This window comes from Streptomyces sp. NPDC093221, assembly GCF_044753885.1.
Lineage (GTDB): Bacteria > Actinomycetota > Actinomycetes > Streptomycetales > Streptomycetaceae > Actinacidiphila.
In genome coordinates this window covers 41,198-60,111 of the sequence record NZ_JBIVOA010000013.1, presented here as the reverse complement: position 1 = coordinate 60,111, position 18,914 = coordinate 41,198, and the positions used below count along the sequence as shown (strand labels likewise).

15 protein-coding genes are annotated in these 18,914 nt (G+C 72.1%); 3 read left to right on the top strand and 12 right to left on the bottom strand.

Going from position 1 to position 18,914, the window contains the following annotated elements; translation table 11 throughout:
- Window positions 1-28: 28 nt before the first annotated feature.
- Window positions 29-1,228, top strand: coding sequence for a serine/threonine-protein kinase (locus ACIQCJ_RS33735; RefSeq protein ID WP_402713629.1), 1,200 nt, complete (start codon window positions 29-31; stop codon window positions 1,226-1,228).
- Here ACIQCJ_RS33735 and ACIQCJ_RS33730 read toward each other — a convergent pair.
- The 5 genes from ACIQCJ_RS33730 to ACIQCJ_RS33710 all read right to left on the bottom strand — a co-directional run bounded on the left by ACIQCJ_RS33730 (window position 1,206) and on the right by ACIQCJ_RS33710 (window position 7,857).
- Window positions 1,206-1,787 (bottom strand): FHA domain-containing protein, encoded by a 582-nt coding sequence (locus ACIQCJ_RS33730; RefSeq protein WP_402713626.1) that lies wholly within the window; start codon window positions 1,785-1,787, stop codon window positions 1,206-1,208. The two genes, ACIQCJ_RS33735 and ACIQCJ_RS33730, sit on opposite strands and share 23 nt — an antisense overlap.
- 101 nt (window positions 1,788-1,888) lie before the next feature.
- Window positions 1,889-3,655 (bottom strand): IucA/IucC family protein, encoded by a 1,767-nt coding sequence (locus tag ACIQCJ_RS33725; RefSeq protein WP_402713625.1) that lies wholly within the window; start codon window positions 3,653-3,655, stop codon window positions 1,889-1,891.
- A gap of 125 nt (window positions 3,656-3,780) precedes the next feature.
- Window positions 3,781-4,554, bottom strand: a complete 774-nt coding sequence (locus tag ACIQCJ_RS33720) for a GNAT family N-acetyltransferase (RefSeq protein WP_402713698.1) — start codon at window positions 4,552-4,554, stop codon at window positions 3,781-3,783.
- 55 nt (window positions 4,555-4,609) lie between these two features.
- Entirely contained in the window at window positions 4,610-6,511 is a 1,902-nt protein-coding gene (locus tag ACIQCJ_RS33715; RefSeq protein ID WP_402713623.1) for an IucA/IucC family protein, read from the bottom strand.
- Window positions 6,508-7,857 carry a diaminobutyrate--2-oxoglutarate transaminase gene (locus tag ACIQCJ_RS33710; protein WP_402713696.1) on the bottom strand — a complete coding sequence of 450 codons (1,350 nt, stop codon included), beginning with the start codon at window positions 7,855-7,857 and terminating at the stop codon, window positions 6,508-6,510. Before ACIQCJ_RS33710 ends, ACIQCJ_RS33715 begins: the two co-directional genes overlap by 4 nt.
- A 292-nt stretch (window positions 7,858-8,149) precedes the next feature.
- Between ACIQCJ_RS33710 and ACIQCJ_RS33705 the strand changes: the two genes are divergently transcribed.
- A complete protein-coding gene (locus ACIQCJ_RS33705; protein WP_391052229.1) occupies window positions 8,150-9,313 on the top strand; it encodes a trypsin-like serine peptidase in 1,164 nt (387 codons plus the stop codon).
- Window positions 9,314-9,418: 105 nt separating this feature from the next.
- Here ACIQCJ_RS33705 and hflX read toward each other — a convergent pair whose 3' ends face one another.
- The 5 genes from hflX to miaA form a co-directional block, all read right to left on the bottom strand.
- Window positions 9,419-10,915: a GTPase HflX gene (gene hflX, locus ACIQCJ_RS33700; protein ID WP_391130308.1), complete on the bottom strand. Its 1,497-nt coding sequence runs from the start codon at window positions 10,913-10,915 to the stop codon at window positions 9,419-9,421.
- Window positions 10,916-11,259: 344 nt separating this feature from the next.
- On the bottom strand, window positions 11,260-13,431 hold the full coding sequence (locus tag ACIQCJ_RS33695; RefSeq protein WP_355338197.1) for an HD domain-containing protein: 2,172 nt from the start codon (window positions 13,429-13,431) through the stop codon (window positions 11,260-11,262).
- Window positions 13,432-13,616: 185 nt separating this feature from the next.
- Window positions 13,617-14,534: a diaminopimelate epimerase gene (gene dapF / locus ACIQCJ_RS33690; RefSeq protein WP_401311859.1), complete on the bottom strand. Its 918-nt coding sequence runs from the start codon at window positions 14,532-14,534 to the stop codon at window positions 13,617-13,619.
- Between the two features lie 52 nt (window positions 14,535-14,586).
- Window positions 14,587-15,105: a hypothetical protein gene (locus ACIQCJ_RS33685; protein ID WP_355338786.1), complete on the bottom strand. Its 519-nt coding sequence runs from the start codon at window positions 15,103-15,105 to the stop codon at window positions 14,587-14,589.
- Window positions 15,106-15,210: 105 nt separating this feature from the next.
- Window positions 15,211-16,125, bottom strand: a complete 915-nt coding sequence (gene miaA, locus ACIQCJ_RS33680) for a tRNA (adenosine(37)-N6)-dimethylallyltransferase MiaA (RefSeq protein ID WP_355338191.1) — start codon at window positions 16,123-16,125, stop codon at window positions 15,211-15,213.
- A gap of 120 nt (window positions 16,126-16,245) precedes the next feature.
- On the opposite strand from miaA, the gene ACIQCJ_RS33675 reads away from it, so the two are divergent.
- On the top strand, window positions 16,246-16,482 hold the full coding sequence (locus ACIQCJ_RS33675; protein WP_391163801.1) for an Rv0909 family putative TA system antitoxin: 237 nt from the start codon (window positions 16,246-16,248) through the stop codon (window positions 16,480-16,482).
- Between the two features lie 86 nt (window positions 16,483-16,568).
- Here ACIQCJ_RS33675 and ACIQCJ_RS33670 read toward each other — a convergent pair whose 3' ends face one another.
- Together ACIQCJ_RS33670 and miaB are read right to left on the bottom strand one after the other, a co-directional pair.
- Window positions 16,569-17,306 carry a hypothetical protein gene (locus tag ACIQCJ_RS33670; protein WP_391163800.1) on the bottom strand — a complete coding sequence of 246 codons (738 nt, stop codon included), beginning with the start codon at window positions 17,304-17,306 and terminating at the stop codon, window positions 16,569-16,571.
- A 99-nt stretch (window positions 17,307-17,405) separates the two neighbouring features.
- A complete protein-coding gene (gene miaB / locus ACIQCJ_RS33665; RefSeq protein WP_402713621.1) occupies window positions 17,406-18,893 on the bottom strand; it encodes a tRNA (N6-isopentenyl adenosine(37)-C2)-methylthiotransferase MiaB in 1,488 nt (495 codons plus the stop codon).
- Between the last annotated feature and the right edge of the window lie 21 nt (window positions 18,894-18,914).

Here is an 18,914-nt window from a genome sequence, read left to right as displayed (position 1 = left end):
ACGGCGAACGAGCGGGGACGAGGACGACGTGTCGGGGGAGATCGGGATCGGTACGGTCCTCAGCGACCGGTACCTCCTGGAGGAGTCGCTGGGCGGCGGCGGGTACGGGCAGGTCTACGCGGCTCTCGACCGGAGCCTGGGGCGGCGTGTCGCGGTGAAGGTGCTGACGCTGCGCGCCGATTGGGGCGACGGGGAGCGTGACGAGCGCCAGGGCCGGTTCCGCAGGGAGGCGATGGCCGCCGCCGCGCTGAGCCATCCCAATGTGGCCACCGTCCATGACGCGGGCGAGCACCGGGGCAGGCCGTTCATCGTCATGGAATTGCTGCGCGGAGCGGACTTCCGCCAAGTGCTGCTGGACCGCGGCGGACTGCCGGTGGCCGATGTCATCGCCTATGGCGCGCAGATCAGCGCCGGGCTGCGGCACGCGCATGAGCGCGGGCTCGTCCACCGGGACATCAAGCCGGAGAATCTGATGCTTCTCCCGGACGGCGTCGTCAAGATCTGCGACTTCGGCCTGGTGGCGCACCGCGACGACAGCGCCACGCGGTACACCGATCCGCGGGCGGTCATGGGCTCGCCGCCGTACTTCTCGCCCGAGCAGGCGCGCGGCGCCGAGGTGACCGCGCAGTCCGACCTCTATTCGCTCGGCTGTGTGCTGTACGCGATGCTCGCCGAGGGACCGCCCTTCTCGGCCGGGACATCCGTGGGATACGCGTACATGCACGTCCACGAGGCGCCGGAGCCCATCGAGCGGCGTCGCCCCGAGGTGCCCGCCGGACTCGCGCGCCTGGTGCACCGGATGCTCGCCAAGAAGCCGGACGACCGGCCCGCCGACGCCGGGGAGGTGGCCGAGCGGCTGCGCGCGCTGATGCGGCCCGCTACCGTACGGCGCAGTCCCACGGTGCTGGACCGGAGCGCCGGCCATGTGCTGTGGGCGCTGCTGGAGGACGCCGAGGGGCTGCTCGCCGCGGACCGGTTCACCGACGCGGACGAGCGCTACTGGCAGGCGCTCCAGCACATCGCGCGCCAGGGTGCGGAAAACGAGGCCGCACCATTTGCGGCGCTTTTCGGCCGGGCGCGGGCCCTGGAGGGTCTGAACGGCACGACCGCCGTCGTCCGCCGCTTCGAGGAGCTGTCGGCCGACGCCGCGCAGGCGCTGGGCCCCGAGCACCCGCTGGCCCGTTGCATCGCCGCCTACGCGGAGGTCAGAGCAGTACGCGGACGGTGACGTCGGCGGCGAGCCGGAGGGTGTCGCCGGGGCGTACGGGTGCCCGCTCGCCGGGCGCGAGCCGGTAGCCGTGGACGAAGGTGCCGTTCGTGGAGCTCTCGTCGGAGATCCAGGCGGAGCCGTCGGGCTCGACGCCGATCATGGCGTGGATACGGGACAGATTGTCGTGCGCGGCGAGGAAGGGCACGGCGGGGCAGTGCTTCGGGTCGCGGCCGAGCCGGATCGAGTTGGCCGGCTCCACCGCGACGATCTCGCCGCTGGGGAACCGCAGTCGCAGCGCCCGCGGCGGTGCGTCCCTGCGCGTCTCCAGGTGTCGGGGCAGCGCTCCGGGGATCACGTTGATCACTCGGGTGTGTTCGGAGTCGGCGCCGTGGGCGCTCGGCAGCAGCGCGGTCGCTTCCGGGGATGCCTCGGGGGCGGCTCCCTGCGGCGGGGTCTGCGCGGCGCGGGCCGCGGCCATCAGCGAGAAGGGCACGAAGCAGCCCTGGCAGAGCAGTTGTCCCGGCCGCACGGCCGTACCGCACTCCGGGCAGGGTTCGACGCCCGCTGCCTCCCGCATGGCCGCCCCCACCTTTCCGCGGTGATTCCCGTACGCGTTCCGTACGGGATTCCGTACCGGGTCCCCGTGCTCGGATCGTATCGGCTCGGCCGCGGCGCGCCTCAGGGACGGGGAAGGTGGAGGGGGTTGGCGACCGTGCCGTGCACGGCGGCGTGCGGGCGCTGCGACCGGTCGCGGTAACCGTCGAGGTGCAGCCGATTGCGGTTGAGGCAGAGCCGGTCAATGCGGGGCGTAAGGAGGTCGAAGGCGGCGAAACGTTCCTTGAGTTCGGGAAAGCGCTCCTGGTGGCGGATGATCTCGTCCCGCACCAGGGTCCAGAATTCGGCTTCGGGCACGTCCAGTTGTGCCTCGCACAGGGGCGCGAGATAGCGCAGGACCCCGATGAAGAGGCCCGCGTGGATGAACTGGGTGAGGAATTCGGGCCGTTCGGTGAGCAGCACCTGGCGTACGTCGTCCGGCATGCCGTCGTGTTCCGGCAGTGGGTCCGCGGAAACGTTGATGTCGTCGACGAAGTCCTTCACCGCGAGGCGTACCGGGATGTCGTGCTCGTCGTAGACCACGATGGTGTTCTCGCCGTGCGGGGAGAAAACCGTGCCGTATTGGTAGAGAAAACGCAGGAGGGGCGGCAGCAGCGCCGCGAAGAGGTGGCGCAGCCAGACGCGGGGCGCGAGACCGGACCGGTCGACGAGTTCGGCGGTGAAGGATCGCCCGTTCGGGTCGGTGTGCAGCAGCGCGGCGAGGGTACGGGCGTGTTCTCCCGGTTCCAGATGGGCGGCCAGCGGCTCGCGCCAGATGCAGCCGAGCAGTTCGCGGTACTGGTACGGGACGGTGGGCAGCCGGTCGTACTGCGGGTGTTCGACGGTGACGGAGGCGACCTCACCGAGCAGGATCACCCGGGTCTCGTCCCGCAGGAAGGGGTCGGCGTCCCGCAGTCCCCGCACCCAGGCGGTGACGGCCGGGGCGGCCAGCGTGCGTTCGGTGGGCAGGCCGCGCCAGACCAGGGTGTTGAGGACGGACAGCGGGAGCTTGACGGTGCGCCGGTGCGGGCGGCTGGTGTTGAGGAAGGTGCGGATCGACTGCTGGGGCAGCCGCAGGTCGTTGTCAGTGGTGAGGTGGAGGATGGATCCGTCGCTGATCGCGGGGGCGAAGAGCGGCGCGATCACCTGGTCCCACTGCCAGGGGTGGACGGGCAGCAGCAGGTAGTCGGCGGGGTCGCGGTTCCGGTCGGCGATGGTGTGCCGGAAGGTGTCGAGGGTGCCGGGGGTGAGTTCTTCGGCGTAGAGGAGATCGGGGGTGGCGAGCGTGGAGATACCGCGGTATTGGGCGAGGTCGCGGTGTACGGCGATCCAGGGCAGGCGCTCCGGCTTGCGCGCCTCGGGTGCCCAGCGGGCGGCGTCGGCGGCGGAGAAGCCGATACGTCCCTTGTTGGCGACCAGCCAGGGGTGGCCGGTCTGGTGGCCTTCGAGGTCGGCGTAGTCCAGGTCGGCGAGCTCGGCCGCCGTCAGCGCGGTGCTGTCAAGCCGCACGTCGGCGCGGAGCGTCGCCAGGAGTTCCTGGATCAGGTGCCCTGTGGTGTCGCCGCTCAGGCCGAGCACGCTCTCGTGGCCGTGCAGCAGGAAGTGCAGCGGGTCACTGGTCGGCGTGACGCTGTCCGCGTCCACGTACCAACTGCCGTACGCGCCGCGCCGGGCGCGGAAGCGGTAGGTCACGTCCGGGCTGAGCCGTAGCCGGTACGCGGTCGGGCCCTCGGCGGGCTCCGGTTCGGGGACGATCACCTCCTCGTACGCGAACTCGGCGAGCATCTTGGCCAGCAGGCGCCTGGCCGCGTGCTGCCAGGCGGCGGAGTCGGACACGGAGGGGGTGAGCACAGTGGGGCTCCTGCGGTGGGGACCTGGTGACCTGGAAGGCAGGGGTGAGGAGGGTTCGGGGAACCGCCGTCGAGGCAGCGCCCGAAGGACGCGGTGTCGGGGCGCGCAGGCGCTCCCGGCCGGGCTCAGAGCCGGTGGCGCAGCGAACGGTCGCGGATCATGAGGGCCGCCCGCTTGCCGGGCAGTTCGAGTTCCGCGGACAGGCGGAAGCCCGCGGTGAGGAAGGCGGCGACGGAGGGAGTGTTGCGCAGGTCGGGTTCCGCGATCACTCGTGGGCAGCCGGGGCGGTGGTCCAGAACGATGTCGCACACGGCGCGCAGCAGCATGCCGCCGAGGCCGCGTGCCCGGTCGGCGACGCCGCCGATGAGCAGGTGGACGCCGATGTCGTGCGGCCGGGCCGGATAGAAACGGGCGACCGGGTCCAGATCGGCGCGGTAGATCTCCCAGTAGCTCATCGGCGTGCCGTCCAGCACGCCGAGGCAGGGCACGCTGCGTCCGTCACCCTCGGTCTGGCCGCGCAGGTGCCGCTCGGTGACGCGCTCGTCGCCGGCCAGCTCCCAGAATTCGGCGACGGCCGGGTCGTTCATCCAGCGGGTGAGCAGGGGCAGGTCGCGGTCGACGCGGACCGGCACCAGCCGGAAGGAGCCTGCGGGGGTCTCGGCGGCCGGCCAGGAGGCGGCCGCGCCGAGGAGTCCTGGCCTCGCGGCGCCCGCCGGGTCCTCGGTGTCCGGTTCGGCGGCGTCGAACGCCGTCGCGGCGAAGAGGGCCAGGACCTCGGGCGGCAGCTTCAGGTCGAGGGTGTCCTCGGTACTGGAGTCGGCGGGTGTCACGGAAGCTCCTTCCTCTCCTGAGCGGGGTCCGGTCCTCGTCGGGGGTCCGGGCCGGTTCCCGGCGGGGATCCGGTGCGGGTCCGGGGGCGAGGACCGGGGACGTGCGCGCGGCCGGACGGTCCGCTCAGACGGTCAGCGGGTTGGGCATGGTGATGTAGACCGACTGGGTGTCGACCGGTCCGACGAGTTCGTCCATTCCGTGCAGCCTGGTCAGCAGATTGGCCTTGCTGCGCAGTTCCGGGGCGTCCAGCAGCCGGGCGGGAAGGCTGCTGCGGCCTCCCGCGGCGGCGGCCAGGAAGCGGCGGAACGCGGCGAGCAGCACCTGCTCGTCCGCGAGCCGCTGGGAGCCGAAGGCGCCGATGAGGCCGAGGACGTTGTTGACGCCGAGGTAGTAGGCGATCCGCTCGTCCGCGATCTCGTCGGCGACGAAGGTGTCGCTGTCGGCCCCGATGCCCGGCTGCTGGCGTTCCAGCTCCGCGCGGTGCGACTCGCGGAAGTAGTACCCCTGGTTGTCGCGGTAGCGCCCGCCGCAGGGCCAGCCGGAGGCGTCGAGCAGGACGAGAGTGTTCTGCTGATGCGCTTCCAGGGCGATGCCCGCCTCGCCGTCGAGCCACAGCACCGGCCGTACGACCGCGTCGAGGTAGCGCAGGAACCACTCGGTGGCGACCGCCGTCGCGGGCCTTCCGGTGCGCTCCGCGAGGCGGGTCACGAGCATGGCCAGCCGGGAGCGCAGCGCGGGCGCGGGAACGCCGGGCCACGGGCGCGGCGAGGTGAGTCCCGCCACGCAGTGAGCCTGGTCGCCGGGGCCGAACGGGCTGTGCCTGAGCACGACGTCCAGGCCGGGCACCGGTGTGCCGTCCGGCGTGTCCACGCCCAGCCAGGCCGGGTCGCGGACGATGTCGAAGCCCGGGTGGGCGGCGTGCCAGCGCGCGACGAGCCCGCTGCGCAGCAGCCGGTGCACCTCGGTGCCGCGCCTCAGCTCCTTGCGGAGATTCTCCCTGCGGGAGTTGGTGATGCGCAGCGCGAGGGAGAGCTTGAGCATCGCGGGCGCGTCGGGACGGTAGACGGTCCGCACGGAAGAGGTGGCGTACCACGGGTCGCCGACCGGGCCCAGGTCACGCAGCAGCCCGGCGTCCAACAGCCGCTGGACGGCGGGCCGGTGCAGGATGTCGCGCGCCTGCCAGGGGTGCAGCGGGAGCGGCGCGGTGCCTGCGGGGCACGCGAGTTCTGGCCCGGCCATCGCGGTCAGCAAATCGGCGGCCGGTACGGGTCGGCCGCGGTCGGTCCACGCGGAGTCGGTGGCGAGGACGGCGGCGTCCACGGCGAGCCAGTGCAGCGCGAAGGAGCCGCGCGTCTCGGGCGAGTACGCGGCGCTCTCGCTCTCGCTGAGCCCTTCGCGGGCCTTGGGCGCGGGATGCGTCGGGTGACCGAGGAGCAGGGCCTGTTCCGACTCCAGGAAGGGCAGCTCCGGCTCGGGCCTGCCGGGCCGCGCACGCCGCTCGCTGACGAACACGGCGGTCCTGCGTACCGAATCGGCCACCCTCGCCACCAGGTCGTCGCCCTCGGCCGCCGCGCCGCCGCCTTCACGGGCCAGCAGCGCGGCGAGCGCGACCGCGGTCAGCGGGCGGCTCGGGGCGGTTGTGAGGCGGACCGGTCCGAAGCGGTGGTGGCCGGTGGCCGACCAGTGCAGGACAGCCGCCTGGGCCTGCGTGCCGCTGGCGGGCAGAGAGATCCGCAGCAGGCTGTCGGCGGGCTCCGTGAGGCCCGTCTCGCGGACCCAGCAGCGCAGCAGATTCTCGGCGCCCGCCGCGTCGGCGACGCGGTACGGGTCCGGGTGCTCCAACGGGTCCGGATCCTGGTCGGCCGCGGCGGCGCGCGGTCGCTGCACCGGTACTGCGGCGGCCAGCGGCACCGCCGCGCCGGGCGGCATGGGGGTGCCGGGGTCCACGGGTGCGGTCATGCCAGGGCTCCACTCGTCGGTACCGCGCGGCGGCGCGGCTTCTCGCGGTCGGTCCGCCGGGGTCATGCCGGGCCGCCTCGCGTCGCGGTCCGCGCGGCGTCGATGGCGGCGGCCAGCCGGTCGAGCACGGCTTCGGCCTGTTCGTCGGTGATGGTCAGCGGCGGCAGCAGCCGGATCACGGCGCCGTGCCGTCCGCCCAGTTCGACGATGAGTCCGCGGCGCAGGGCCTCCTGCTGGACGCGGGCGGCGAGCCGGGGCGCGGCGGGAAGCGCTCCGTAGTCGTCGGGCTCGGCTTCGGTGTCGACGAGTTCGACGCCGATCATCAGACCGCGTCCTCGGACGTCGCCGATGCAGTCGTGGTGCGCGGCGAGTCCGCGCAGGCGGCTGAGCATGCGCGCGCCGACGGTCTCCGCGCGCTCGTGCAGCGCGTGCTGCCGTACGAATCGGAGCGTGGCCGTGCCGGCGGCCATGGCCAGTTGATTGCCGCGGAAGGTGCCCGCGTGGGCGCCCGGCTGCCAGGCGTCGAGCTCTTCGCGGTAGACGATCACGGCCAGCGGGAGGCTGCCGCCGATGGCCTTGGACAGCACCATGACGTCGGGCACGATTCCGCTGCGCTCAACGGCCCAGAAGGTGCCGGTACGGCCGACGCCGGTCTGCACCTCGTCGACCACCAGCGGGATGCCGCGCGCTGCCGTGATCTCACGCATCCTGCGCAACCAGGTGTCGGGCGCCGGGATGACGCCGCCTTCGCCCTGCACCGGTTCGAGGAGCATCGCGGCGGGCGGCTGCACCCCGCCCTTGGGGTCGTCGAGGAGATGCGCGGTCCAGCGCGCCGAGAGCTCGGCCCCCCGGTCGCCGCCGATGCCGAACGGGCAGCGGTAGTCGTACGGGTACGGCAGACGGGTGATCCGCGCGTCCGCTTCGCCGACGGCGCCGCGGACCGCCGTGTCACCCGTAGCGGCGAGCGCGCCGGCCGTCATGCCGTGGTAGGCGCCGGAAAAGGCGAGGAGTCCGCCGCGCCCGGTGGCGATACGGGCGAGCTTGATGGCCGCCTCCACCGCGTCGGTCCCGGCGGGCCCGCAGAACTGGATGCGGCCGTGCTCGGCGAGCTGAGGCGGCAGCGTCTCGAACAGCGCGGTGGTGAAGGCGTCCTTGACCGGGGTCGCGAGGTCCAGGACGTGCAAAGGAGCGCCCGAGTCCAGGACGCCCCTGATGGCCTCCAGGACGACGGGGTGATTGTGGCCGAGAGCGAGGGTTCCCGCACCGGACAGGCAGTCGAGATACCGGCGGCCGTCGGCGCCCTCCACGGTCATCCCGCGGGCGCGGACGGGTACCACCGGCAGGGACCGCGCATAGGTGCGCGCGGCCGATTCGCGCTGCGCCTGCCTGCGGAGAATCGCCTCCCCCGTCATGGATTCGTCGGCCGGTCCCTCGGCGGACACCTCGGCCGATGCCGCCAGTCGTTGTCCCGGCGCGCTCGAAATGGCGGCCACGTGCTCACTCCTCCGGGTCGGCGTCCAGGCAGTCGTCCCCCGTCCGTACTAACGACTGGGTGACGGCTCGATCACGGGCGGCCCGGAGACTTTCGGCGCGGAACCGGCGAACACCCCCGGCCGTCCCTCACACCAGCGGCATAGTGGTGGCCACCGCGCATCGGGGGCGGCAACTGCCATACAGCCGAAGACATCTCAGGGGGAGCAGTCCATGTCATCCATACGAAGGCCCTTGGTGGCCGCGGCAGCGGCAGCCGTTCTCCTCGCGGGCACCGCCACCGCGTGCGGGTCGTCCGGTGACTCCGCGGACGCCAAGCCCAGTTCGTCGGTGACGGCGGGCAACAACCTCGGTCTGCCGACGTCCTTCCCTACCAGCCTCGACGACCTGAAGAAGTGGGAGCAGGCGTACAAGAAGGGCGGCTGGAAGAACTGGGACAAGGCGAAGTGGCTGCGCAAGGCGGCGGATTTCGTCAACCCGGTGATCAACGGGCTGTGGAGCGACGACCGCATGAAGGGCGCGGACCAGAGCGACAAGAAGGTGCCCACCAACGTATCGGCCGACCAGGGCGAGAGCGACCCTGCGCCGGATCCGGTGCAGGCGAGCCGGGTCACGGCGCCCTACCACGAGGCCGCACCTGGTGTCGGAAAACTCTTCTTCGACGGGCCCAAGGGCTCGATGGTCTGCTCGGCGACGGTGGTCCGGGATCCGGCACATCCGGGAAAGTCGAATCTGGTGTGGACGGCGGGCCACTGCGTGCACGCGGGTGCCTCCGGCGGCTGGTACCGCAACATCGCCTTCGTCCCCGCCTACAACGACACGGGCAAGAGCGCCGCGGCCCTGGAGGGCGCCTCGCGTGATGTGCTGGCACCGTACGGCGTGTTCTGGGCCGACTGGGCCAGCACCTCCGACCAGTGGATCAGCACGGGCGCCGAGTCCGGCGGCAGCGGTTCGCCGTACGACTTCGCCGTGCTGCATGTGAAGCCGGAGGAGGGCGCGGGCGGCAAGTCGCTGGAGGAGACGGTCGGTACGGCGATGCCGGTGTGGTTCGACGCGCCGTCCGCGACGCGGATCGGGACGATGGGCGCCTGGGGCTATCCCGCGGCGCCCCCCTTCAACGGGCAACAGATGTACGACTGCGTGGGCAAGCCGGGCCGGCTGTCGCTGAACGCCCAGGCGCCGACGGAGTACCGGATCGGCTGCACGATGACGGGTGGTTCGTCGGGCGGCGGCTGGTTCGCCAAGCGGCCGGACGGGACGACGGCGCTGGTCAGCAATACGTCGATCGGGCCGGTGACGAACACCTGGCTGGCGGGGCCGCACTTGGGTTCCGAGGCGAAGAAGGTCTTCGACGGGGTGAGCCAGAAGTTCAACTAGCAGACGACGCATGGGTAAGGGGCCGCCTCTAGGAGGCGGCCCCTTACCCATGTCAGTGCGCGCGGCGGCGACCCGGCGTCGAACTGCCGTGGCGCCTCAGCCCTGTCAGGTCCTGGCGACGAGCGTGAACGGGGCCAGTTCCGCGGCCAGTTCCTCGTGCACCCGCACCTTGAGCAGCGTGCCGTCGCCGGTGTGCTCCTCGGAGAGGACCTCACCCGCGGCGTGCACCCGGGAGACGAGACCGCCGTGCGTGTACGGCACCAGCGCCTCGACTTCCACATCGGGCCGCGGCAGTTCCTGGTCGATGATCTCCAGCAACTCGTCGATGCCCATGCCGCTGCGGGCGGAGACCGCGATGGCGTGCTTCTCGTTGCGCAGCAGACGCTGGAGGACCAGCGGGTCCGCGGCGTCCGCCTTGTTGACGATCACGATCTCGGGCACGTCCAGCGCGCCGACATCGCGGAACACCTCGCGTACTGCCGCGAGCTGCTCCTCGGGTACCGGGTGCGAGCCGTCCACCACGTGCAGGATCAGGTCGGCGTCGCCGACCTCCTCCATCGTGGACCGGAAGGCCTCGACCAGGTGGTGCGGCAGGTGCCGTACGAACCCGACGGTGTCCACCAGGGTGTAGAGCCGTCCGCTGGGGGTCTCCGCGCGGCGCACGGTCGGGTCCAGGGTGGCGAACAGCGCGTTCTCCACCAGGACGCCCGCGCCGGTGAGCCGGTTGAGCAGCGAGGACTTGCCCGCGTTGGTGTATCCGGCGATGGCGACCGACGGCACCTTGTGCCGCTTGCGCTCCTGGCGCTTGAGGTCGCGGCTGGTCTTCATCTCCGCGATCTCCCGGCGCATCTTGGCCATCTTCTCGCGGATACGCCGACGGTCGGTCTCGATCTTGGTCTCACCGGGACCACGCGTCGCCATGCCGCCGCCGGACGATCCGGCGCCACCGCCACCCATCTGCCGGGACAGCGACTGACCCCAGCCGCGCAGCCTCGGCAGCATGTACTGCATCTGTGCCAGCGAGACCTGCGCCTTGCCCTCACGGGACTTGGCGTGCTGAGCGAAGATGTCGAGGATCAGCGCGGTCCTGTCGACCACCTTGACCTTGACGACGTCTTCCAGATGGATGAGCTGGCCGGGGCTCAGCTCACCGTCGCAGACGACGGTGTCGGCGCCGGTCTCCACGACGATGTCGCGCAGCTCCAGTGCCTTGCCGGATCCGATGTACGTGGCCGGGTCCGGCTTGTCGCGGCGCTGGATGACGCCGTCGAGGACGAGTGCTCCGGCGGTCTCGGCGAGCGCCGCCAGCTCGGCCAGCGAATTCTCGGCGTCGTCGACGGTCCCCGTGGTCCAGACGCCCACGAGCACCACGCGCTCCAGTCGGAGCTGCCGGTACTCGACCTCGGTGACGTCCTCGAGTTCCGTGGAGAGTCCGGCGACCCGGCGGAGCGACGCACGCTCGGAGCGGTCGAATTGGTCGCCGTCCCGGTCCTCGTCGATCTCATGACTCCAGGCGACGTCCTCTTCCATCAGGGCGTCGGCCCGAAGGCTCTCGGGGAGGCGCTGGCGGTTGTTCGAAGAGGAAGAAGAAGAGGAGGTCATTGGATCCTTTGGTCGAGCGGTCAACGGGTCGGCGGTGTTTCTGCCGTTACTACGATGGTCGCACGCCGGACACTCGCGGTCACGCGAGTTTCGCCGCGGATACCCGCGAGGGCTGTCCGCCGGCCGACAGGACCGGATCTCCGGCGGCCGTCGCCGGAATCACTCGTGTGGGTGACGATCACCCCGGAACCTACGATCTGCCACCAGACGTTCACTGGGAGTAACGATCGAAGGAGACTGCGATGACCCACTTCCCGAAGTCCCCGCAGGTGCGCACCCGGGCTTCCGCGCCCGCGTCCTCACGAGAGTCCTCGCGCGCGTCCAAGCGTGTGTACGCCCTGGTCTCAGGGCTGCGCCGCCGTGACGGCCAGTCGCGCGCGGTAGACGTCATAGACACCTGGCACCGACCGCATCGCCCGCATCAGGACCGCCAGCGCCTGGGGGTCGGGCAGCTCCACCGTGTACGTGTGCCGCACCCGGTGCTCCTGCGGGGGCTCCACCGCGGCCGAGACGATCCCGACGCCCTGGGCCGCGATGGCCTCGGTGAGGTCGGCGAGCAGGCGCGGGCGGCTCAGCGCCTCGGCGAGGATCGTGGCCCGGAAGCCGTTGGCGGGGCCGTCGTCGCGCCAGCGTACGGGTACGGGCGCCCGTCCCGCCGTGACCATCCGGGCGGTGCTCGGACACTCGACGCGGTGGACGGCGACGGTGCCGCCGCGGATGACGAATCCGGTGAGGCCGTCCGGAGGCACCGGCGTGCAACAGCGGGCCAGCCGTACGGTCGCGTGCGGCAGGTCGGTGACCGCCACCGGTTCGGCGGCGCGCGCCTGGCCCGCGGCGTGGGTCGGGCGTACCGCAGGGGCCGACGCCGGCTTGTCCTCGTCTGCCGTCGCCGGGTTCTGGGTCAGCCACCTGGTGATGGCGATCCGGGCGGCCGGGGTGATGGCGTGCTCCAGCCAGTCGGCGTCGGGGCCGGAGGTGGCGGAGTCGTCCATCAGGAGCTGGAGGGTGTCGCCGTCGCGCAGCCGGGTCCCCAGCGGCGCCAGCCGCCCGTTGACGCGGGCGCCGACGCACTGGTGACCGGCCTCGCCGTGCACCGCGTAGGCGGCGTCCACGCAGCTCGCGCCGGCGGCCAGCCGCATCGTGCCGATGGACTCGCCGGACTCGGTGGCGAAGACGGTGATCTCGCGGTCCTGGGCGAGGTCGTCCCGCAGAGCGGACCAGAAGGTGTCGGGGTCGGGGGCGTCGCGCTGCCACTCCAACAGCCGGGCGAGCCAGCCGGGTTGGGTCGGGTCCACCCTCCCCCAGGTCTCCGCCGCGCTCGCCCCCTGCTCGGCCTCGGCGGCCTGCGGAGTCTCCTCCACGGCGTGCGGGTCACCGAGCGCGATCACCCCGGCCTCCGCGACCCGGTGCATCCGCCGGGTGCGGACCAGGACTTCGGCGATCCGGCCGCGCTCGTCGGCGACGGCGGTGTGCAGCGACTGATACAGGTTGAACTTGGGGGCGGCGATGAAGTCCTTGAACTCCGCGATCACCGGGGTGAAACAGGTGTGCAGCTCACCGAGCACGGCATAGCAGTCGGCGTCCTCGGCGACCACGACGAGCAGGCGGCCGAAGTCGCAACTGCCGAGTTCCGCGCCGCCGCGCTTGAGCAGGACGCGGTGGACGGAGACCGCGTGCCGCGGGCGGATGGCGACCTCGGCGGCGATGTCCGCCTCGCGCAGCACCTTGCGCAGGTCCTCGGCGACAGCCGCGAGGAGGTCGGGTCCGGCGGCGTTCGCGGCGATCATGGCGCGGGTCCTGGCGTGCTCCTCGGGGTGGAGGATCGCGAAGACCAGGTCTTCGAGCTCGGTCTTCAGTGCCTGCACGCCGAGGCGTTCGGCGAGCGGGATCAGCACATCGCGGGTGACCTTGGCGATCCGCACCTGCTTCTCGGGGCGCATCACCCCGAGGGTCCGCATGTTGTGCAGCCGGTCGGCGAGCTTGATCGACATCACGCGTACGTCGTTGCCGGTGGCGACGAGCATCTTGCGGAAGGTCTCCGGCTCCGCGGCGGCGCCGTAGTCGACCTTCTCCAGCTTGGTGACGCCGTCGACGAGATAGCTGACCTCCTGGCCGAACTCCTCCCGTACCTGATCGAGCGTCACATCGGTGTCCTCGACGGTGTCGTGGAGGAGGGAGGCGGTCAGGGTGGTGGTCTCCGCGCCCAGTTCGGCGAGGATCAGCGTGACCGCCAGCGGGTGGGTGATGTACGGCTCGCCGCTCTTGCGCATCTGACCGCGGTGCGAGGACTCCGCGAGCACATACGCCCGCCGCAGCGTCTCGATCGCTTCGGGGCCCGCTTCGGGGTGGCGCGCGCGGTGCACCTTGGTGAGGTGCTCGATGGCGTCGGGCACGCGGTCCCGGCCGCTGGGGCCGAGCAGCGCCGCGCGGCCGAGCCTGAGCAGGTCGATCCGGCGCAGTCCACGGCGCGGGGCCCCGGCACTGCGGTCGGCGTCCACCGCGTTGTCTGCGCTCATCGGGCACCTCCAGCAGCCTGAACCGGCTGCGGACGCTCTCCACGCCCCGTGGGGCCGCGCCGGTGATTGATGCTACCGAGCCCACCACGTGCGGCAGTCACGCTCTCGCCGAGAGTGATCCCCATCACCCGTTCGAGGGAACGTGTGCGGGAATCCCGGTCGGATACCGCCGGAAAGGTGGTGGTTCAGGCACCGGGGTCGGCGGAGGGACCGCCGCGCCAGGCCGGGTCAATGACGCCCTCGGCGACGATCACCGCGGGTCCGGTCATCTCGATCTGTCCGTCGGCGGTCTCGGTGATCACCAGCCGGCCGCCGGGGACGTCGACGGTGTACGTGACCGGGCGGCCGGTGACGGCCGGGTCGGCGCCGTCGCGGCGGGCCGCGGCGACCATCACGGCGCAGGCGCCCGTGCCGCAGGAGCGGGTCTCGCCGGAACCGCGCTCGTGGACGCGCAGAGCCACGTGGCGCGGCCCGCGGTCGACGACGAATTCGACGTTGGTGCCCGCCGGGTAGGCGTCGGCGGGGGCGACCGCGGGGGCACGGAGGAGGTCACCGGCGTGGTCGAGGGTGTCGACGAAGGCGACGGCGTGCGGGTTGCCCATGTCGACGTGGAGCGCGGGCCAACTGCGGTCGCCCACGGTGACGGTGACGGCGCCCTCGGGAAGCGTGGCGCGGCCCATGCGGACCGTGATGTCGCCGGGAGTGCCGTCGTCGGCGTCCTTGGCGATGTGGACGTCGCGGACGCCGGCGCGGGTGGCGACGGACAGGTCGCCCGCGTCGGTGAGGCCGGTGCGCTGGAGGTAGCGGGCGAAGACGCGGACGCCGTTGCCGCACATCTCGGCGATGCTGCCGTCGCTGTTGCGGTAGTCCATGAACCACTCGGCCCGGTCGGAGAGTGCCGCGGCCTCGGGGTGGCAGGCGGAGCGGACCACGCGCAGCAGGCCGTCGCCGCCGATTCCGGCGCGCCGGTCGCACAGGCGGGTGACGTCGGCCGGGGACAGGTCGAGCAGACCGTCCGGGTCGGGGACGATCACGAAGTCGTTCTCGGTGCCGTGGCCCTTGAGGAAGGCGAGCGGTGCGGTGTCGTGGCGCGCGTCAGTCACGTCATCGATCGTACGCGGGCGACGGAGGGGGACGGGCTGGTGGGCGGGGCCGTCAGCGCAACCGGGCGACGCGCCAGACGGCGAGCACCGCCAGCAGGGCGATCAGCGCGGTGTACCCGGCCACGTAGCGCCAGTCGACCCGGGCGCCGGAGCCGCGGGCGGGCAGGCCGGGCCAGGTGTAGCCGACCCGGCGGGCGGCCATCAGGCCCCACCCGGCGGAGCAGCAGCACAGCAGCAGGCCGAGCATGGCGACGACAGGTCCCGCGTCGCCGGATTCGAAGGCGAGGGGGAAGGCGAACATCAGCGATCCGCTCACCGCGAGGGCGATGATCGGGGCGAGTTGCCAGATCCGCAGTCGGCGCTGGGGGCGCAGCTCGCGGAAGGACTGGCCCTCCTCCATCGGCGGAAGGGGCTCGATCGCTTCCAGGGAGCCGAGGGAGTCCAGGGGCTCGAAGGGCTCCAGGGTGTTCCTCGACTCGGGGATCGCGCCATTGCGCGGAAACTCCGGGGGAATCTGGGCTTCCGCCGCGGGGTCGCGCCCGGCTGGGGTGTCGCGTGGGCCGGCTTCCATCGCCACGCGCCCTCCCGATTCTCCGACACCGTAGCTAGATGCTCGATGATGGCACGGTCGACCGGCAGGTCCGGGACGCCGGAGCGTCCCGATGCCATCACGTGATCAGGCTGTAACCGCTTCTTGGAGCAACGTCAGCGCCTGGTGCGCGAGTTCCGTGCCGCGGGCCGTGAGCCAGTGCACACGCGGGTCGCGGCGGAACCACGAGTCCTGACGGCGTGCGAAGCGCTTGGTGGCGCGTACGGTCGTGGCGCGGGCCTCGTCCTCGGTGCACTCACCGGCCAGTGCGGCGAGCACCTGTTGGTAGCCGAGCGCGCGGGAGGCCGTACGTCCTTCGCGCAACCCCGCGGCCTCCAGAGCGCGGACCTCGTCGACCAGACCGGCCTCCCACATGCGGTCGACGCGCAGGGCGATGCGTTCGTCGAGTTCGGGCCGGGGGACGTCGACGCCGATCTGGACGGTGTCGTAGACGCCCTCGGGGCCGGGGAGGTTGGCGGCGAAGGGGCGGCCGGTGATCTCCACGACTTCGAGGGCGCGGACGATCCGGCGGCCGTTGCTGGGCAGAATGGCGCGGGCGGCCTCGGGGTCGACCGCGGCCAGCCGGGCGTGCAGGGCGCCGGAGCCGCGCATGTCGAGTTCGGCCTCCAGGCGGGCCCGGACGGCCGCGTCCGTGCCGGGGAACTCCAGGGCGTCGATCGCGGCGCGTACGTACAGGCCGGAGCCGCCGACCAGCACCGGGACGCGGCCCTCGGCGTGCAGCCGGTCGATCTCGACGCGGGCGAGGCGCTGGTAGTCGGCGACGTTGGCCGCCTGTGTCACGTCCCAGATGTCCAGCAGGTGGTGCGGCACGCCCTGGCGTTCGTCCGGGCTGAGCTTGGCGGTCCCGATGTCCATACCGCGGTAGAGCTGCATGGAGTCGGCGTTGATCACCTCGCCGTCCAGGATCCGGGCCAGGGCCACGCCCAGATCGGACTTCCCGGCTGCGGTCGGGCCGACGACGGCGATCACACGGTTCTTCACGTGGCCAGTCTCGCAAACATTGGCCGCTGACCTCGATCGATTGGCGTGAAGCAGGCCAGGGCGGGCACAGGTATGGTCGGAAACAGGGCGGGGGATTCACGATGCTTGGGAAGGTGCCGCATGGGCCTCAAGGACACGTTCAAGGACAAGCTGGGCTTGGCGAAGAGCAAGGCCGGCGACTTGGCGCAGCAGCACGGCGGCAAGATCGAGTCGGGACTGGAGAAGGCGGCGCACACCGTCGACTCCAAGACCGGCGGCAAGTACAGCGACAAGATCGGCACCGGGGTGGACAAGGCCAAGGGCGCCTTGGACAACCTCAAGGACAAGAGCGACAAGGACGGCGACGCGACCGCCTGAGCGCTCGCGCGGCACCCTGCCGTAGGACGTCCGAGTCGCGCGTCCGGGCGGAGGCTCCGGGTCAGGTATCCGCATAGCCCTCCGGCTCAGGTCCAGGTCGCCACGGCGTAGCCCACGCCGTACGGCGCCGCCTCGTACAGCAGCTCCCCCGCCAGGCCCGCGCCCTGTGCCGCGCCCGCGAGCACCTGCCACGGCGCCCGGCCGGACACCTTCAGCGCATCGGCCAACTCCGCGTCCAGCGCGGTGAGCGCGTCGGTGTCGGCCGCCGCCAGGGCCGCGGTCACGGCCACGTCGAAGGGCTCGGCGCGCTCGTCCAGGTAGCCGGGCGCCTTGACCGTACGGCAGGCGCTGCCGTCCCCCATCACGAGCAGGGCGACGCGTCCCGCGGCCTCGGCGACAGCGCGGCCCGCGGCGGCGCAGTGCGGCTGTTCCAGTTGCTCGCCGACCCCCAGCCCCTCGACTGGTGCGGCGTGCCAGCCGCGCAGCAACCAGGCGGCCACGGCGAGCGAGGGCGGCAATGTGCGTGCGGGCTCAGCAGCGGGCTCGGCCGTGACGTCGGCGTCCGCGCCGCGTTCCGATCCGAGGCGGACCTCCAGCGCGACACCGAACGGCCGGAAAGAGCCCGTGGAGCCCTCGGCGAAAGCACCGCGGTGCGGCCGGTCCGCCGGACCGATCACGACCAGCCGGTCGGGCCGGGAAGCGGCCAGGACGCCGATGGCGTCGGCGCAGGAGGCCCGCAGAGCGTCGAGTTCGGGTGCGGCGCCTGCCGCCACCTCCGGGACCAGCAGCGGCGGGCAGGGACAGACGGCAGCGGCGACCAGCATGATCGAAACCTTACCGGCGCGGCCTCACGGATAGACGGCCGTCGCCGGACAACGGCGTCGGCACGTTCGGCCGCGCACCGGTGTCCGGGACCGCGCGCGTCACTGGACGCTGCATCCGCCCAGCGACGCCGGCTCCGTCACGGCGGGCGCGCCGATCGTCGGCAGACCCAGCATCACGCCCGTGCCGGTCGCGGCCGGGGCCGCGTTGCGCCGCTCCCACGCGTCGCCCGCCCGCGTACGGCGTACGGCGACGGCGGGCTTCTCCGCGAGCAGATGGTGCGGCGCGGCGTAGGTGATCTCGACGGTCACCATGTCTCCGGGCCTGACCGGCTCGTCCGGGCGCTCGAAGTGCACGAGGCGGTTGTCGGGCGCGCGGCCGGACAGCCGCCGGGTGGCGTCGTCCTTGCGGCCCTCGCCCTCGGCGACCAGCACCTCGATGGTGCGGCCGACCTGCTTTTTGTTCTCCTCCCAGGAGATCTCCTCCTGGAGCGCGACCAGCCGCTCGTACCGCTGCTGGACGACGGCCTTCGGGATCTGGCCGTCCATCTCGGCGGCGGGGGTGCCGGGCCGCTTGGAGTACTGGAAGGTGAAGGCCTGCGCGAAGCGCGCCTCGCGCACCACGTGCAGGGTCTGCTCGAAGTCCTCCTCGGTCTCGCCGGGGAAGCCCACGATGATGTCGGTGGTGATGGCGGCGTCCGGCATCGCGGCGCGCACCTTCTCGATGATCCCGAGGTAACGATCCTGCCGGTACGACCGGCGCATCGCCTTCAGCACCGTGTCGGAGCCGGACTGGAGCGGCATGTGGAGCTGGTGCATCACATTGGGCGTCTCGGCCATGGCGGCGATGACGTCGTCGGTGAAGTCGCGCGGGTGCGGCGAGGTGAAGCGGATCCGCTCCAGGCCGTCGATGGTGCCCGCGGCGCGCAGCAGCTTGCCGAACGCCTCGCGGTCGCCGATGTCGGAGCCGTACGCGTTCACGTTCTGGCCGAGCAGGGTGACCTCGACGACGCCCTCGGAGACCAGGGCCTCGACCTCGGCGAGCACGTCGCCGGGCCTGCGGTCCTTCTCCTTGCCGCGCAGGGCGGGGACGATGCAGAAGGTGCAGGTGTTGTTGCAGCCGACGGAGACCGCGACCCAGGCGGCGTACGCGGACTCGCGGCGCGAGGGCAGCGTCGAGGGGAAGGTCTCCAGCGACTCGACGATCTCGACCTGGGCCTCTTCGGCGATCCTGGCCCGCTCCAACAGCACCGGGAGCTGCCCGATGTTGTGGGTGCCGAAGACGACGTCGACCCAGGGGGCCCGCTTCACGATGGTGTCGCGGTCCTTCTGCGCCAGGCAGCCGCCGACGGCGATCTGCATGCCGGGCCTGGCGGCCTTCTTCGGTACGAGCTGGCCGAGGTTGCCGTACAGCCGGTTGTCGGCATTCTCCCGCACCGCGCAGGTGTTGAAGACGACGACATCCGCGCCGTCGGCGTCGGAAGGCGCGCGGACATACCCCGCGTCCTCCAGAAGGCCGGACAGCCGCTCGGAGTCGTGGACGTTCATCTGGCACCCGTAGGTGCGGACCTCGTAAGTACGCGCGCTCATAACAATCACCCAGAGTACGTG

Coding starts and splice junctions, on each gene's coding strand:
- ACIQCJ_RS33715 (WP_402713623.1), bottom strand. CDS start 6,511: ATGACCCCGGCGGACCGACCGCGAGAAGCCGCGCCGCCGCGCGGTACC.
- ACIQCJ_RS33670 (WP_391163800.1), bottom strand. CDS start 17,306: ATGCTGGTCGCCGCTGCCGTCTGTCCCTGCCCGCCGCTGCTGGTCCCG.
- ACIQCJ_RS33705 (WP_391052229.1), top strand. CDS start 8,150: ATGTCATCCATACGAAGGCCCTTGGTGGCCGCGGCAGCGGCAGCCGTT.
- ACIQCJ_RS33675 (WP_391163801.1), top strand. CDS start 16,246: ATGGGCCTCAAGGACACGTTCAAGGACAAGCTGGGCTTGGCGAAGAGC.
- ACIQCJ_RS33695 (WP_355338197.1), bottom strand. CDS start 13,431: ATGAGCGCAGACAACGCGGTGGACGCCGACCGCAGTGCCGGGGCCCCG.
- miaB (WP_402713621.1), bottom strand. CDS start 18,893: ATGAGCGCGCGTACTTACGAGGTCCGCACCTACGGGTGCCAGATGAAC.
- ACIQCJ_RS33685 (WP_355338786.1), bottom strand. CDS start 15,105: ATGGAAGCCGGCCCACGCGACACCCCAGCCGGGCGCGACCCCGCGGCG.
- hflX (WP_391130308.1), bottom strand. CDS start 10,915: ATGACCTCCTCTTCTTCTTCCTCTTCGAACAACCGCCAGCGCCTCCCC.
- ACIQCJ_RS33730 (WP_402713626.1), bottom strand. CDS start 1,787: ATGCGGGAGGCAGCGGGCGTCGAACCCTGCCCGGAGTGCGGTACGGCC.
- ACIQCJ_RS33710 (WP_402713696.1), bottom strand. CDS start 7,857: ATGACGGGGGAGGCGATTCTCCGCAGGCAGGCGCAGCGCGAATCGGCC.